Source organism: bacterium (genome assembly GCA_030690305.1).
Taxonomy (GTDB): Bacteria; Patescibacteriota; Minisyncoccia; order Phycocordibacterales; family JAGLPS01; genus JBBUCK01.
On the sequence record JAUYHB010000020.1, the window covers coordinates 46,059 to 59,480 of the forward strand.

The 13,422-nt window shown below is 42.7% G+C and carries 14 protein-coding genes and 4 tRNA genes; 10 read left to right on the plus strand and 8 right to left on the minus strand.

The genetic code is table 11. The annotated features are described in order from the left end of the window. Positions 1-111 precede the first annotated feature (111 nt). From Q8O71_01990 to Q8O71_02000, 3 genes are all read left to right on the plus strand, one after another. On the plus strand, positions 112-750 hold the full coding sequence (locus tag Q8O71_01990; GenBank protein ID MDP2705153.1) for a hypothetical protein: 639 nt from the start codon (positions 112-114) through the stop codon (positions 748-750). 60 nt (positions 751-810) lie between these two features. Next, positions 811-1,104 carry a hypothetical protein gene (locus Q8O71_01995; GenBank protein MDP2705154.1) on the plus strand — a complete coding sequence of 98 codons (294 nt, stop codon included), beginning with the start codon at positions 811-813 and terminating at the stop codon, positions 1,102-1,104. An 87-nt stretch (positions 1,105-1,191) separates the two neighbouring features. Then, on the plus strand, positions 1,192-2,247 hold the full coding sequence (locus Q8O71_02000; protein MDP2705155.1) for a trigger factor: 1,056 nt from the start codon (positions 1,192-1,194) through the stop codon (positions 2,245-2,247). 131 nt (positions 2,248-2,378) lie between these two features. Here Q8O71_02000 and Q8O71_02005 read toward each other — a convergent pair whose 3' ends face one another. Further along, positions 2,379-3,071, minus strand: coding sequence for an RsmE family RNA methyltransferase (locus Q8O71_02005; GenBank protein ID MDP2705156.1), 693 nt, complete (start codon positions 3,069-3,071; stop codon positions 2,379-2,381). Positions 3,072-3,165: 94 nt separating this feature from the next. Here Q8O71_02005 and clpP point away from each other — a divergent pair, with 94 nt between their 5' ends. The 3 genes from clpP (at position 3,166) to Q8O71_02020 (ending at position 6,115) form a co-directional block, all read left to right on the plus strand. Next, complete coding sequence (clpP, locus tag Q8O71_02010) at positions 3,166-3,750, plus strand: ATP-dependent Clp endopeptidase proteolytic subunit ClpP (protein MDP2705157.1); 585 nt, start codon at positions 3,166-3,168, stop codon at positions 3,748-3,750. 342 nt (positions 3,751-4,092) lie between these two features. Further along, on the plus strand, positions 4,093-5,622 hold the full coding sequence (gene rny / locus Q8O71_02015) for a ribonuclease Y (protein MDP2705158.1): 1,530 nt from the start codon (positions 4,093-4,095) through the stop codon (positions 5,620-5,622). Between the two features lie 220 nt (positions 5,623-5,842). Then, a complete protein-coding gene (locus tag Q8O71_02020) occupies positions 5,843-6,115 on the plus strand; it encodes an HU family DNA-binding protein (GenBank protein MDP2705159.1) in 273 nt (90 codons plus the stop codon). A gap of 55 nt (positions 6,116-6,170) precedes the next feature. On the opposite strand, the gene Q8O71_02025 is transcribed toward Q8O71_02020, so the two are convergent. Next, positions 6,171-6,241 (minus strand) — tRNA-Gly (locus Q8O71_02025). Between the two features lie 149 nt (positions 6,242-6,390). Between Q8O71_02025 and Q8O71_02030 the strand changes: the two genes are divergently transcribed. Then, positions 6,391-7,494, plus strand: coding sequence for a serine protease (locus Q8O71_02030; protein ID MDP2705160.1), 1,104 nt, complete (start codon positions 6,391-6,393; stop codon positions 7,492-7,494). Positions 7,495-7,699: 205 nt separating this feature from the next. Here the strand turns inward: Q8O71_02030 and Q8O71_02035 are convergent. From Q8O71_02035 to Q8O71_02050, 4 genes are all read right to left on the minus strand, one after another. Next, positions 7,700-7,770 (minus strand) — tRNA-Pro (locus tag Q8O71_02035). A 100-nt stretch (positions 7,771-7,870) separates the two neighbouring features. Further along, positions 7,871-8,269, minus strand: a complete 399-nt coding sequence (locus Q8O71_02040) for a YraN family protein (GenBank protein MDP2705161.1) — start codon at positions 8,267-8,269, stop codon at positions 7,871-7,873. 258 nt (positions 8,270-8,527) lie between these two features. Beyond that, positions 8,528-8,601 (minus strand) — tRNA-Gly (locus Q8O71_02045). Between the two features lie 95 nt (positions 8,602-8,696). After that, positions 8,697-8,768, minus strand: a tRNA-Arg gene (locus tag Q8O71_02050). 58 nt (positions 8,769-8,826) lie between these two features. Between Q8O71_02050 and Q8O71_02055 the strand changes: the two genes are divergently transcribed. Further along, complete coding sequence (locus Q8O71_02055) at positions 8,827-10,314, plus strand: HD domain-containing protein (protein MDP2705162.1); 1,488 nt, start codon at positions 8,827-8,829, stop codon at positions 10,312-10,314. Between the two features lie 483 nt (positions 10,315-10,797). Here the strand turns inward: Q8O71_02055 and Q8O71_02060 are convergent, their stop codons facing one another. Both Q8O71_02060 and Q8O71_02065 read right to left on the minus strand, forming a co-directional pair. After that, on the minus strand, positions 10,798-11,574 hold the full coding sequence (locus Q8O71_02060; GenBank protein MDP2705163.1) for an exodeoxyribonuclease III: 777 nt from the start codon (positions 11,572-11,574) through the stop codon (positions 10,798-10,800). Positions 11,575-11,587: 13 nt separating this feature from the next. Further along, the gene (locus Q8O71_02065) at positions 11,588-12,517 is read right to left on the minus strand and encodes a tyrosine-type recombinase/integrase (GenBank protein ID MDP2705164.1); all 930 of its coding nucleotides are present in this window, start codon (positions 12,515-12,517) and stop codon (positions 11,588-11,590) included. A 65-nt stretch (positions 12,518-12,582) separates the two neighbouring features. Between Q8O71_02065 and rpsO the strand changes: the two genes are divergently transcribed. Both rpsO and Q8O71_02075 read left to right on the plus strand, forming a co-directional pair. After that, entirely contained in the window at positions 12,583-12,849 is a 267-nt protein-coding gene (gene rpsO / locus Q8O71_02070) for a 30S ribosomal protein S15 (GenBank protein MDP2705165.1), read from the plus strand. A 51-nt stretch (positions 12,850-12,900) separates the two neighbouring features. Further along, the gene (locus tag Q8O71_02075; GenBank protein MDP2705166.1) at positions 12,901-13,422 is read left to right on the plus strand and encodes an NYN domain-containing protein; all 522 of its coding nucleotides are present in this window, start codon (positions 12,901-12,903) and stop codon (positions 13,420-13,422) included.

The window sequence follows — 13,422 nt, forward strand, 5'->3', positions numbered from 1 at the left end:
TCACTCCCCCGACATTGTTTGTCGGGGGTTTTTTATTTATAATTTCAGAACACCTTTCTTGTAAGCCCTCCGTTTTGAAAGTTATAAATTTAATATTCGTCTGTATACACTATGAACATCCAAATGTGCGGCAAATCGTTATTCCTTGTTTTAGCTTCTGTCGCTTTCCTGTTTGCGGGCAACAGTGTTTTTGCCCAAATTACAAATACGGCGACAGGAACAACAACCGACGAAAAGGAGAGGAGTAGAGCAACTATCCAAGAGAAAAAAGATGGCATCAGAACGAATGTGGAAGAGAAAAAAGAATCACTAAAAGATCGCCGTGAGGCTTTATCAAAAGAAATAAAAGACAGACTGAAAGCAAGAATAAGAGGTTTTGTCCAACAAATGGAAAGACGGCTGGGAGCCGCAATTGAACGAATGGAGAAAATCGCCGAGAGAATCGCATCCCGAATCGAAAAAATAAAAGTGACCGGAATCGATACCACGGAGGCTGAAACATATCTTGGAGCCATGAAAACCGATATTTCCGAAGCAAAAGCACTCGTAGGAAAAATCCCGGAAGCAATTGAAGAAAGTTTGCTTGCGGAAGAAATGCGTAAAGCGTTTGAAAATGTGAAAACTATTATTGAAGAAGCGAAAAGAGAGATACAGAGCGCGCATGATAATGCGAAAAAAGCGATCGGAAGCCTTATGGAGATGGTCAAGGAATCACAGTCGGACGCTTCCACTACCCCATCAATAAACTAATTTCTTATCATTATGGATAACCAAAATATCTCAAATACAAACATGAATTCGAGGGATAACATGCAAAATCCTCTCCCAAACAAGCCAGTGGCTTCTTCCGTCGGACCGCTCGTCGGAATAATTATCGTCGTCATTATTATTGTTCTCGGTGGGATGTATTTTTGGGGACAACGAGTAGACAGGAGCGGAATAGATCCAATGCTTGAGAATGATGCGATGACTCAATCTCTTGAAAACCAAAGTTCATCGGACGACCTTACTGCCATTGAAGCGGATATAGATAACACCGATCTTGAGAATCTTGACGCCGAGCTCAACCAAATAAACTCCGATTTGGAAGCATCCGGGCTCTAGTGTCCATTTCTGCCCGCCACCCCGTTTCAAGCGGGGTGGTTTTTGCTAGACAACAAAAAGAAGAACGGATAGACTAAGAACTTAATTATGTCGGAACAAAAAACACATTACCAAAATATCAAAGTGACCGCGCTTCCGGATGCGGAAGTGGAAATTGAGGGTGAAATTGACGCCCAAAGAATGAACGATTTGAGAAATAAGGCGCTCGACACAATTTCAAAAGAAATTGAAATTCCCGGTTTTCGCAAAGGCAAGGCGCCAACTGAAATCGTGGTTAAGAAAGTCGGAGAAATGCGCCTCCTTGAAGAAGCCGCGGAAATGGCTCTGCAGGAGGAATATCCGATTATTCTGTTCAATGAAAAAATAAACGCTATCGGGCTTCCTCATATTCATATCACCAAACTCGCCCCCGGAAACCCCCTTGGATTCAAATTACATACTGCGGTTATGCCGACGATAACGCTCCCCGACTATATGCGTATCGCTAAAACCGAAATGGAGAAAAAAGACAGTGTCGAGGTGGAAGAGAAAGAAATCGACCGCGTCATTGAGGAAATACGCAAACAAAAAGCGGGGAAAAAAGAAAAAGACGCTTCGGAAGAAAACGAACTTCCAGCGCTTACTGATGAATTTGTGAAATCCCTCGGAAATTTTGAGCATGTTGAAGATTTTAAAAATAAAATAAAGGAAAATCTCTCGTACGAGAAAAAAATCAAAGCGAGAGAGAAAAAAAGAGGGGCAACGATAGACGAACTTCTAAAAAAATCCTCGATAACGTTGCCGAAAATTTTGATTGTAAACGAACTTGAAAAAATGCTTTCCCAATTTACGGGCGAAGTCGAGCACATGGGAATCACATGGAATGATTACCTTGCGCAGACAAAAAAAACCGAGGAAGAGCTCAAAAACGAATGGAGACCGACAGCAGAAAAAAGAGCTAAAACCCAGCTTATTTTGGATGAAATCGCCGTAAAAGAAAAAATAGAGCCGGAAGAAGACCAGGTGAAAAAGGAGGTGGAACATATTCTCTCCCACTATCCGAAAGCCGACCCGGAACGGGCTCGTGTGTACGTCAAAGGAATTTTAAGAAACGAAAAGGTTTTTGAGTTTCTTGAATCAGGCCTCGCCAAAGAAAGCGAATAAAGATTCCCAGGGCAAAGCCCCGAGGAATTAACCTTTGTTTCGTCTTCGCTCGCAGGTCATGAGAGCACAGTACCGCTCTCGCGACACCGCTCGCTCGCCGAAATAAAAAGTACCGAGCCTTTTGTTGTTGTTTAGACAATAAGCAAAAGTGAGGCGGCGGCAAGAGCCGCCGTTTCGCTTTTAAGAGTCATTGTGCCAAGACTGAGCGACGGAATATTTTTTTCTCCGAAGATTTCTTTTTCTTTCTCGCTCCAACCTCCTTCCGGCCCGATAAATACGGCCACGGTGTTTTCTGAGGCAGAGTGGGTAAACACCGCCCCCGCAGCATCAAAAAAAATAGCGGGTACGGAAAGTGTCTCAAGTGCCTCTTTCAAAGAAACAACCGGGTGCAGGGTTGGAAGCACGGCGTGCCCGGATTGTTCCGCCGCCTCCACAAGAATACGTTTCAGCCGTTCGAGATTTAAATTCTTTTTTTCGCTTCTTTCGGAGATAACGGGAACAAAGTGCGACACGCCGATTTCAGTTCCCTTCTCAACCACCCATTCGAATTTATCTTTTTTTATAAGAGAGGAATAAAGCCAGACTTCCCGTTTTGGTATGACAATATTTTTTTGAGAGCTCAAAACGGAAAGGACTGCGTTTTGTTTTGTTAAAACGGAGATTTCACATAAAAAATCAAAACCGGAACCGTTAAACAATACAACGCGCTCCCCCGCCTTAAAACGAAACACATTCCGCCATTGATTAAGAGTGTCGGTGTTTTCTATATCAAGCGTCTTTTTTGATGCAAAAGATGAGTCAATAAAAAATCTATGAATGCGCATAGGGTCAGTATGGGCAAAGCATTCTTCTTGCGCAAGTTATTTGAAATTATCGTCAACTTGTTATATTGTGTTGACATTAATCATTGAAACAACCATGTTAATTCCAACAGTTATCGAAAAATCACAGTTTGGAGAACGGGCATATGACATCTATTCCCGCCTTTTGCGCGACAGAATCATATTTCTCGGAGGGCCGATTGACGACAACGTGGCGAACATCGTCATTGCCCAGCTTCTCTTTCTTGAATCCGAAGACCCTAAAAAGGATGTGGAACTTTATGTCAACTCTCCCGGCGGCTCCGTTACCGCAACCCTTGCCATTATAGACACAATGACCCACATCAAACCCGACGTTAAAACCTTTTGCATCGGTCTTGCCGCATCGGGAGCAGCCTGGATTCTTTCTTCCGGGGCAAAAGGCAAGCGTGCCATCCTGCCAAACGGAGAAGTTATGATTCATCAACCGTTGGGCGGCGCAGAAGGGCAGGCAACCGACATTGAAATTTCGGCAAAACACATACTCAAACTGCGAGACAAGCTTAATAAAATAATGTCAAAAAACACGGGGAAATCTCTTTCGGAAATAGAAAAAGACGTGGAACGCGACTTTTTCATGAGTGCCGAGGAAGCGGTTAAATATGGAGTCGCGGATATGGTACTTGAAAAGAAACAAAAATAAAAAGTTTTGAACTTTTTGTTGTCGTCGCTCGTTCGGAAATAAAAAAGGGAGCTTTTTTATTCCACTTACTCGCTAGACAATAACAAAACCCCGCCTCTCGGCGGGGTTTTCGCAAAAACCGGGCCCGTTTACAAAACAGAAAAAACCTTATACTATTAGGGCGTTAATCAAATTAATTTTTACGCTTCCGCTTTTTGGTATGCACCCCTACCTTCACACTCAGAGGAGAAAAGATGACAATCTGGATGATCTAGAGGATATTCGTTAAAATCAGAGGTTTTTCTATCTATTTCCTTAAATGTAATAAGGCTGGGATTCTAAAAAGCGAGGGGTAACGCTACCATGTCATTAAAAATAGCGCTTCTCTTCGCTCTTTCGGCAGCACTCCTTGGAGTGGCGTTTGGTTATTTCCTGCGATGGATTATCTCGCTGGGAAACAAGACGTCCATGGAGCTGCGAATCAAGCAGATGTTGCTTGAGGCGAAAGACGGAGCCACGCGCATTGCCGCTGAGGCAGAAAAGAAAGCCGAGGAAACTCTAAAAGAGGCTCGGGTAGAGATAAAGGGAAAAGAAGACAGTCTTAAAAAAACCGAGGAGCGTCTCGTTAAAAAAGAAGAATTCCTCGATAAACGACAGGTTGATATCGACAAAGAAGTCGAGAATATAAAGCAGAAAATCACCGAAATAAAGACGATTCGAGAAAAAACAGACGCTCTTGAAGTCGAACGAAAGGGCGCTCTTGAAAAAGTGGCCCGATTAAGCGCGGAGGAAGCAAAAAAAGAAATTATGGAAATTGTCGAGAAGGAAACCGAGGAAGATCTTCTTGTCCGGATGCAAAAACTTGAGGCTTTTGGAAAAGAGAAGCTTGAGCGCAGAGCGCGTGAAATACTCACGACATCCATTCACCGGTATGCCAACTCCGTCTCTTCGGACATCATGACAACAACAGTTGCCATTCCGTCGGATGAAATAAAAGGAAAAATCATCGGGAAAGAAGGAAGGAATATCAAAGCATTTGAACGCGCGAGTGGTATTGAAGTTATTGTTGACGACACGCCGGGACTTATTACCCTCTCATCATTCGACCCCGTACGACGTCAAGTTGCCAAAGTAGCTCTTGAAAAACTTATCGCGGACGGGCGTATTCAACCTGCAAAAATCGAGGAAATGATGGAAAAAGCAAAGCAGGAAATCAATGAAACAATAAAAGAAAAGGGTGAGCAGGCCGTGTATGAATGCGGAGTGTACAATCTTGACTCACGTATTGTTGCCATTCTTGGACGCCTCCACTATCGCACCAGTTACGGACAAAATGTTTTGCAGCACTCGATTGAAATGGCGCATATCGCAGGTATGATTGCCGAGGAGATAGGCGCCGATGTCTATGTTGCCAAGGCAGGAGCATTGCTTCACGATATTGGAAAAGCGGTTGACCATGAAGTTGCCGGAACGCATGTTGAAATAGGTATCCGTATACTCCAAAAATTCGGTGCCGATGAAAAAATTATCAAAGCGATGCGTTCTCATCATGACGAATACCCCTATGAGACGCCGGAATCATACGTTGTGCAGGCCGCAGATGCGATTTCCGGAAGCCGTCCAGGCGCGCGGCGTGATACCGTGGAAAATTACCTTAAACGGCTTGGAGACCTTGAGGCTGTTGCCAATTCGTTTTCCGGCGTTGAGAAGGCGTACGCCATTTCCGCCGGTCGTGAGGTAAGAATTTTCGTGAGATCGGAGGAAATTTCCGACCTCGATGCCCAAAAACTGGCTCGTGATATAGCTCTACGGATAGAACAGGAGCTTAAATACCCCGGTGAAATCAAGGTAAACGTTATCAGGGAAACGCGCGCTATTGAATTCGCACGATAAAGGATATTAATCCTTTGTTGCCGTCGCTCGTTCGGGAAGTAAAAATAAGAATTTTTCTTTCCGCTCACTCTCTAGGCAATAAAAAACCTTTGTGTAAAGCCCTTGCGGGAGAAAAACCCTTGTATATAATTACTTTAAGGCTTAACTCAGGCTTTTCGCTGTTCTTAGAGCTTGGGTTCCAGGGGGTCGAGAGAATTATTAGTAAACCTACAAGGAATCTATGAACAAACAATCAATCGTAGACGTTGTCGCGGAAAAAATCGGCGTAACGAAAACCCAAGCAGAACAAGCTGTAGACGCTTTTATTGACTCTATTGTTTCAACTTTGACAAAAGGCGAAGAAGTTTCGATAGCTGGTTTGGGAATTTTTGCAACCAAAACACGTGCAGCGCGACAAGCTCGTAACCCAAGAACTGGTGCAACTATTCAGGTCCCTTCGATGAAAGTTCCGAAGTTCCGACCCGCCAAGGCTCTTAAAGATGCAGTCAAGTAAAATTTTTCTCTAGAGGAAAAAACAAAATCCGCCCAGAAGGCGGATTTTGTTTTTATGCGGGTAGGGAGAATCGAACTCCCGACCACAGTTTGGAAAACTGTTGTTTTACCACTAAACTATACCCGCAGATAAAGGTATTCACCTTTGCTTCGTTGTCGCTCGGACACCATGAAACCTAGAAGTTTTCGCGGCGCTTCTCGCTCGACGAAGTAAAAACTATAGTAGCAAAAATCCAGTTGTTGGGCAATTTTTTACCGATTGTTATAATCAAACATATGAACATATTTTTTCGATTTTTTATCCTCTTTTTTATTGCTCTCGCTACAAATTTTTCATTTACCACACCTGCTTCCGACCAAAAACAAGATTTTCTTTTACAAGAAACTGAAGAAAAAGTCCCCGAAACCATTAAAGAAAAAGAGTCGGTTTTAGACACGAAAACTCCCGAAAAACCTGAAATGCTCGTGGTCTCCAGTGGAAACTTGCCTGAGCAACCACAAGTGAGTATTGTGGCAACTCAACCTGAAAAAAGCACGATTGACTTTGAAACAATCAACACAAGGGCTCGAGAATCTTTGGTAAATGTTCTCTGTCTTGCGAAAGGAGGAGGTCTTCTGCCCATTACCGGCAGCGGAGTTTTTGTGTCCGAAAAGGGCGTCATTCTCACAAATGCCCATATAGGGCAATATTTTCTGCTTGATAATTTTGTTGATTGCTTCATCAGAACCGGAAGTCCGGCAACGGCAAAATACAAAGCCTCTCTCCTGTATATCTCAAAAAGATGGGTAGTGGAAAACTCAAAGAGTATCGTCACGGACAATCCTAAGGGTACGGGAGAAAACGATTACGCCTTACTTTTGGTGACAGAAACAACCAATAATTCACAGTTACCGGGCGTATTCCCCCACCTTGAAATGGAGCTTACGAATGAGCCTCAGCAAAATGATGCGGTTCTCATTGCCGGATATGCCGCAGGCTTTTTGGGAGGATTAACAATTGAAAATGGTCTGTCGATTCTTTCAACCATAAATAATATTGCAAATATTTTTACTTTCAAGGAGACCACGGTTGACCTGCTTTCCATAAGTGGAAGTATTGTTTCTCAAAAAGGGTCGTCAGGGGGAGCAGTGGTCAACGAGAAGGGAAAACTTGCCGGAATTGTTGCAACAGCAACCCAAGAATCGGAAACCGAGACAAGAGAGTTGCGAGCAATAACCACAGGCCACGTCAACCGAAGTTTCTCTGAAGAAGTTGGTGAATCAATTCCATTATTCTTCTCTCAAAATCTTCAGGAAAAAATGAAGTTTTTTAGAGACTTTGAATTCCCTTCCTTACAAAAAATTCTCTTGGATAAAATAGCGGAAAAAAACAAAAACTGAGGATAGGATCATGGATTTAGTCCACGATTAGGTCTTTATCTTGAAATTCGGGGAACCGGGATTTGAATCTTACAGATTCTGTACACCTTTCGCATTTTGAAAACAAAATGCTCAAGGTCTTGCAGCGCGCTCCCAGCACGCTTCACCCGGAGTCGTTTCTCCTTCGGAGCCACGGATATTCCCCGAATATCCGATCAATTCTCTGTCGGGGTGCCGAGAATCGAACTCGGGTCTTACGCTCCCAAAGCGTGAATACTACCATTGTACTACACCCCGACACAAAATTGATCCCAAAGCGAGTATGTTACCGTTGCACTATTCCCCGTCGCAAGAAGTCTAGCACAGCAAAGGAATTGCCGAAAGTTGTCCTTTAAAATCAAAGGATTAAATCTTCGAGTAAATCAATTTTTGCCTTTTTCCCCTCTCTGTCGAGATAAATTGAAACAGCCCCGAACGTCCATTCAACATCTTCCATTTTTCTTTCTATCAGGTAGAGGGATATGGTTTCAGAAAGTCTCTTTAATTTTAAAGGATGAATGTTGTCCTCCGGTCTGTAAGTGTCTTTTGTTTCATAAGAAACATCATGTTCGATGTTTTCACATGAAACAGTTTTGACTTCAAAAAAATAAGTCTTTGAGTCCTTTTTGGCGATAATGTCTATTTCTCCTTGTTTCTTTCTAAAATTTCTTTCGAAAACCAAATATCCCTTAGATTTTAAAAATCGACAGGCAATATCTTCTCCCAAACGACCAACTTCTAGATGTCTTTGTTTCATGTCAAACATTTAAAAGTTTTCACGTGAAACCTTTTATCGTATTTTTGTTCTTTACAACGTCTTTTATAATTTAATGGCTTATATTAGGCCTTTTGTCTATTATTCAGAGACATCTCCCTTGTCTTTTATACACGGTATCAACAGAGTTATTAACATTTTTCAAATTTTCTGTTGATATTTTTGCTGAAAATAAGGATAAAAACATAAACCTGTCTAAGAGACAAAAGACAGACAGCCTGGGCATAGGGTTGAAATATTTGGTGCGAGTAGGGGGAATCGAACCCCCACCATCTGATTGGCAACCAAATGTTCTACCATTAAACTATACTCGCAATAAGCGCAATTATAGCCCTATTCAAAAATATTTACAATTGACCTCATCCTGCCCACCACAAGGCGGTTTGCGGCTCATTAGAGGCACTACGTGCGCTCCTGGCAGGATTCGAACCCGCAATAGCGGTTCCGAAGACCGCTGTGATATCCATTTCACCACAGGAGCATGAACATACATCATAACGCGGTTAGGAAAAAAACGAAATATATAATAAAATGGAACGATGAAAAAGGCTGAAAATAAGGTCAATTCTAAAATACCGGACGAAGTTTCACGAATAACAGAAGCTTTGGAAAAAGCTGGCTTTGAGGCTTACATTGTCGGTGGGTGTGTCAGAGATTTGCTTTTAGGCAGACGGCCAAAGGACTGGGACATAACCACAAACGCGAAGCCTGAAGAAATTATTTCTTTATTTGATGAAACATTCTATGAAAATGAGTACGGAACGGTGGGGGTGGTAAATAAAGGAATAGAAGACAAAACTCTTTCTATTGTTGAGGTTACCCCGTATAGACTTGAGGCGGAATATTCAGACAATCGCCGGCCTGATTCGGTTACTTTTAGTGAAAAAATAGAAGACGACCTAAAAAGAAGAGATTTTACAATAAACGCCATTGCGTACAGTGTTTCGGGGAACACAGTAGTTGATCTGCACGACGGCAGAGGTGACTTGTCACAAAAAATATTGCGCACGGTTGGGAACCCCCTCGAACGCTTTGAAGAAGACGGACTAAGAATTTTGAGAGCCATTAGGCTTCACGCAGAACTTGGTTTCACGATAGAAAAAGAGACCTTGGAGGCAATAAAAAGAGCAGGGGGCTTACTTAAAAAAATTTCAAAGGAACGAATCAGGGACGAATTTGTCCGAATTATAATGTCTGACAATCCTGTTAATTCCCTTGTTTTAAGCCGTGAATTGGGAATTTTGGAACACATCATACCTGAGCTTGAAAAAGGGGTAGGGATTGAACAAAATCAGGCCCACTCATATGACGTTTGGGAACACGGCCTCAAAACGCTTCAGCACGCAGTGAGTAAAAAATGGGGATTAAGCCTGCGGCTTTCTGCGATGTTCCACGACATTGGGAAACCACCGACAAGACAATGGTCCCCGGAAAAAAAGGATTGGACATTTTATGGCCATGACGTCGTGGGGGCCCGCATTACGGAAAAAACTCTTAAAGATTTGAAATTCCCTAAAGAGGTTATCGATAAAGTTGGTAAATTGGTCCGTTGGCATATGTTTTTTTCCGACACGGACCAGATAACCCTGTCGGCGGTGCGTAGGCTCGTTTCGCGCGTAGGACAAGAGAATGTGTGGGATTTGATGAATCTTCGGGTGTGCGACAGGATAGGCACAGGGAGACCGAAAGAGAGCCCCTACAGGCTCAGGAAGTACCAATCAATGATCGAGGAGGTTATGGCTGACCCTATTTCCGTCGGGATGTTAAAAATAGACGGGAATGTACTTATAAAAAAATTAAAATTGAGTCCCGGACCCAAAATCGGCTATATTTTACATGCCCTCTTAGAGGAGGTGTTGGAAAATCCCCTTAACAATACAGAGGACTATCTTGAGAAAAAATCAAGGGAATTAGCCGCATTATCTGATTCCGAGCTTAAAAAAATGGGAGAGAAGGGAAAAGTTGAAAAAGAAAACCTCCAGGAGGAAAAAATCAAAGAAATTCGAGATAAATATTGGGTTAAATAAGAGCCGTTCGTAATCCCTTTTTCAAAGCACGAATATTTTTCTGCTAAAAAATTCCTTGAGCTCATGCCGTCGCATTCGCTAGTCTCTGAAAAAGGGATTACTTACTCCAACCGGCAGAAAGACAAAAGGAGAATAATAAAAAGATATAGAGCAACGGCTTTTCCCGACAGTTCCTGTGGGGGTTTTTTATGTACAAAAACAACCGCCTCAACGTGGAGGCGGTTCTAAGAGCTATACAGTAAAATATATTGTCCTTTATCATACCCAAGGAGAAAAATTAAGAGAGGTTTTTGTTGCGAGTATGTATATGTGTGACAAAACTCTTACCATAAGAGTCTTAGTAAGTCGACTTAATTCCAAAGAACTAACGTCAGATTTTTTCTTTGTTCAAGATTTCCATCCAACGTCTAATTGAAAGTATATCAGTGGTAAAGGACAAGTAAAGATCTTGGGTGTTGATAACTGTCTTTTATAGTTTGTCCTTTATTCTAGGCCTTTGAGGGTAAGAGAAATCGGACAATGATCGGAGCCCGTTACATCTTTCAAAATCTTTGTAGAAATAACATTTTTTTCGGTATCCGGACTAATGAAAAAGTAGTCGATTCTCCACCCAACATTTCTTACTCTCGCAAAAGTTTTCATATCCCAGTATGTATACGCGTCTCGTGTTTCCGGATTTAATTTTCGGAAAATGTCTATGTATCCTTTGCTTATAACTTCGTCTATCCACGCCCTTTCTTCAGGAAGAAAGCCCGTATTTTTTTCGTTTTCTTTCGGCCGTGCAAGGTCTATTTCTTCATGGGCGGTATTTACATCACCGCAAAAAATAACTTTGAAGCCTTTGGCTCGAAGACGCTCAACATAAGCAAGAAAGGCCTTGTAAAATTCAAGTTTAAACTTTATCCGATGAGGCCCTCCGCCTCCGTTAGGGAAGTAGGCATTTGAAATTGCGAAGTTTTTAAAAAGAGCGGTAACCATTCGTCCCTCTTGATCAAGTTCGGGAATTCCGAGACCGATTTCCACTTTTTCCGGCCTTTGTTTAGTGTAAAGAGCGACTCCGCTGTATCCTTTTTTTGTTTTTGCATGGTCAAAATACGCGGAAAAACCTTTCGGGTTCCGTACTTCTTCCGGTAATTGGTCGGGGTGCGCCTTTGTTTCTTGAAGACATAAGATATCGGGGCTCTCCTTTATAAGCCAGTCCCAACAACCTTTCTTGTGGCATGCCCTGATTCCATTTACGTTCCAAGAGATAATGTTCATAGTTAATCTAAAATTACTTTTGATTGCCCTTGTTATGGAATCGATGGTGCACATCACGAAGATGCTTATCCGTAACATGAGTATAGATTTGCGTTGTCCCAATGTGCGCGTGGCCCAAAAGGGCTTGAACCGAGCGTAAATCTGCGCCGCTCTCAAGAAGATCAGTCGCAAAACTATGCCGGATGACATGCGGCGTTACTTTTTTGGTGATACCCGCCTTAATGGCATAGTATTTTACAATTCGTTCTACCGAACGTGAAGTAAGTCTTTTGGCATTAGTGTCGTGCCTGCTTACATGGATGAATAAGGCATCTTCCATGTCGGTTCGTTTTCCAAGGTACTGGCGTATTGCCTCCTTCGCACGCGGGGAAATAAAAACTACGCGCACTTTGTCTCCTTTTCCACGGATGGAAACTTCATCTTTCCTCAAATCAATATCTCGGGGAAGAGAGCAAAGTTCTGAAACACGAAGACCTGTGGAAAAAAGCAATTCAAGTATCGCCCTGTCCCGCAAATCCTTAACTGTTTTGGCATTTGGGGCTTCAATAAGGCGTTGCAGTTCATCCGCCGAAATGAGATCCAGGGAGCGTTCTCCCACTTTGGCAAGCTCTATACGATCCGGAGACAGAGACTGTATTTTCCGGCGCATAAGATACTTAAGGAAGGAACGAAGGGCAATAAGATAATAATTTTGGGTACGTTTTTTGAGCGTGTCGTAAGGGCCTCCGCTTTTCGTCTTTTTTCTGTTAAGAAAAAGGCGGTATTCCCTGATTAAATCGTCGGAAATATCTTCCGGTTGCTCGGTTCCGATAAAAATAAGAAAGGAGTCCAGGTAATGGGCGTAATTTTCAACTGTTTTGAGGCTTCTGCCTTTCTCGATTTCAAGATATTCGAGAAATTCTCGTTTGAGCTGGGTAAGCGTCATAACAACATTGTGCGACATTTGACAAAAGAGGGAAAGGAAAAAAGTCTTGCAAAAGAAGGACTTTCGTGCTATATTTCACCCACATGCTTACGAAATTGAAGAAAAAAAGAGTTATAGAAGGCGTTAAAATACACGACACCGATACCGGCTCGGCGGAGGTTCAGATTGCACTTTTAACGAGACGGATTGAAGAATTGACTGACCACCTCAAGAAAAACAAGAAAGACAAGCATTCAAGACGGGGTCTTCTCAAGATGGTGGCCACCAGACAGACACATATGGGGTATCTCCATAAGAAAAACGTGAGACGCTACAACTCCCTCGCAAAAAAACTCAATATTAAAAAATAATCGCCCCCGCCCTTAAGGCGGGTTCGGTTTTTACTTAAATTTTATTACGTTATGACAGTTATCAAACATCCGGGACAAAGAGTGGGAGTTTTTATTGATTCACAGAATCTTTATCACAGTGCCAAGAACCTTTATAAGAGGAGAGTCAACTTCGGACAAGTTGTCAAAGAGGGTCTCGCGGGTAGGGCGCTTATACGCGCTATTGCTTACGTTGTGAAAACCGAAAGCGGAGAAGAGCAAGCGTTTATTGACGCTCTGGAAAAGTCCGGCATAGAAACAAAAACAAAAGATCTTCAGATATTTTGGGGAGGAGCAAAAAAGGGCGACTGGGATGTCGGTATCGCGGTGGACGCCATTAATCTTTCTCCCAAACTCGACGCGGTGATTCTCGTTTCCGGAGACGGTGACTTTGTTCCGCTTGTCGAATATCTAAAATACAATAAGGGATGCCAGGTGGAGGTTATCGCGTTCGGGAAATCGTCTTCGGCACGACTCATTGAAGCGGCAGACGATTTTATTGACCTGGACGTCAATTCAAAAAAATATCTCATGCCGGGTTCCGACTACAGATAG

Coding starts and splice junctions, on each gene's coding strand:
- Q8O71_01990 (MDP2705153.1), top strand. CDS start 112: ATGAACATCCAAATGTGCGGCAAATCGTTATTCCTTGTTTTAGCTTCT.
- Q8O71_01995 (MDP2705154.1), top strand. CDS start 811: ATGCAAAATCCTCTCCCAAACAAGCCAGTGGCTTCTTCCGTCGGACCG.
- Q8O71_02000 (MDP2705155.1), top strand. CDS start 1,192: ATGTCGGAACAAAAAACACATTACCAAAATATCAAAGTGACCGCGCTT.
- Q8O71_02005 (MDP2705156.1), bottom strand. CDS start 3,071: ATGCGCATTCATAGATTTTTTATTGACTCATCTTTTGCATCAAAAAAG.
- clpP (MDP2705157.1), top strand. CDS start 3,166: ATGTTAATTCCAACAGTTATCGAAAAATCACAGTTTGGAGAACGGGCA.
- rny (MDP2705158.1), top strand. CDS start 4,093: ATGTCATTAAAAATAGCGCTTCTCTTCGCTCTTTCGGCAGCACTCCTT.
- Q8O71_02020 (MDP2705159.1), top strand. CDS start 5,843: ATGAACAAACAATCAATCGTAGACGTTGTCGCGGAAAAAATCGGCGTA.
- Q8O71_02030 (MDP2705160.1), top strand. CDS start 6,391: ATGAACATATTTTTTCGATTTTTTATCCTCTTTTTTATTGCTCTCGCT.
- Q8O71_02040 (MDP2705161.1), bottom strand. CDS start 8,269: ATGAAACAAAGACATCTAGAAGTTGGTCGTTTGGGAGAAGATATTGCC.
- Q8O71_02055 (MDP2705162.1), top strand. CDS start 8,827: ATGAAAAAGGCTGAAAATAAGGTCAATTCTAAAATACCGGACGAAGTT.
- Q8O71_02060 (MDP2705163.1), bottom strand. CDS start 11,574: ATGAACATTATCTCTTGGAACGTAAATGGAATCAGGGCATGCCACAAG.
- Q8O71_02065 (MDP2705164.1), bottom strand. CDS start 12,517: ATGTCGCACAATGTTGTTATGACGCTTACCCAGCTCAAACGAGAATTT.
- rpsO (MDP2705165.1), top strand. CDS start 12,583: ATGCTTACGAAATTGAAGAAAAAAAGAGTTATAGAAGGCGTTAAAATA.
- Q8O71_02075 (MDP2705166.1), top strand. CDS start 12,901: ATGACAGTTATCAAACATCCGGGACAAAGAGTGGGAGTTTTTATTGAT.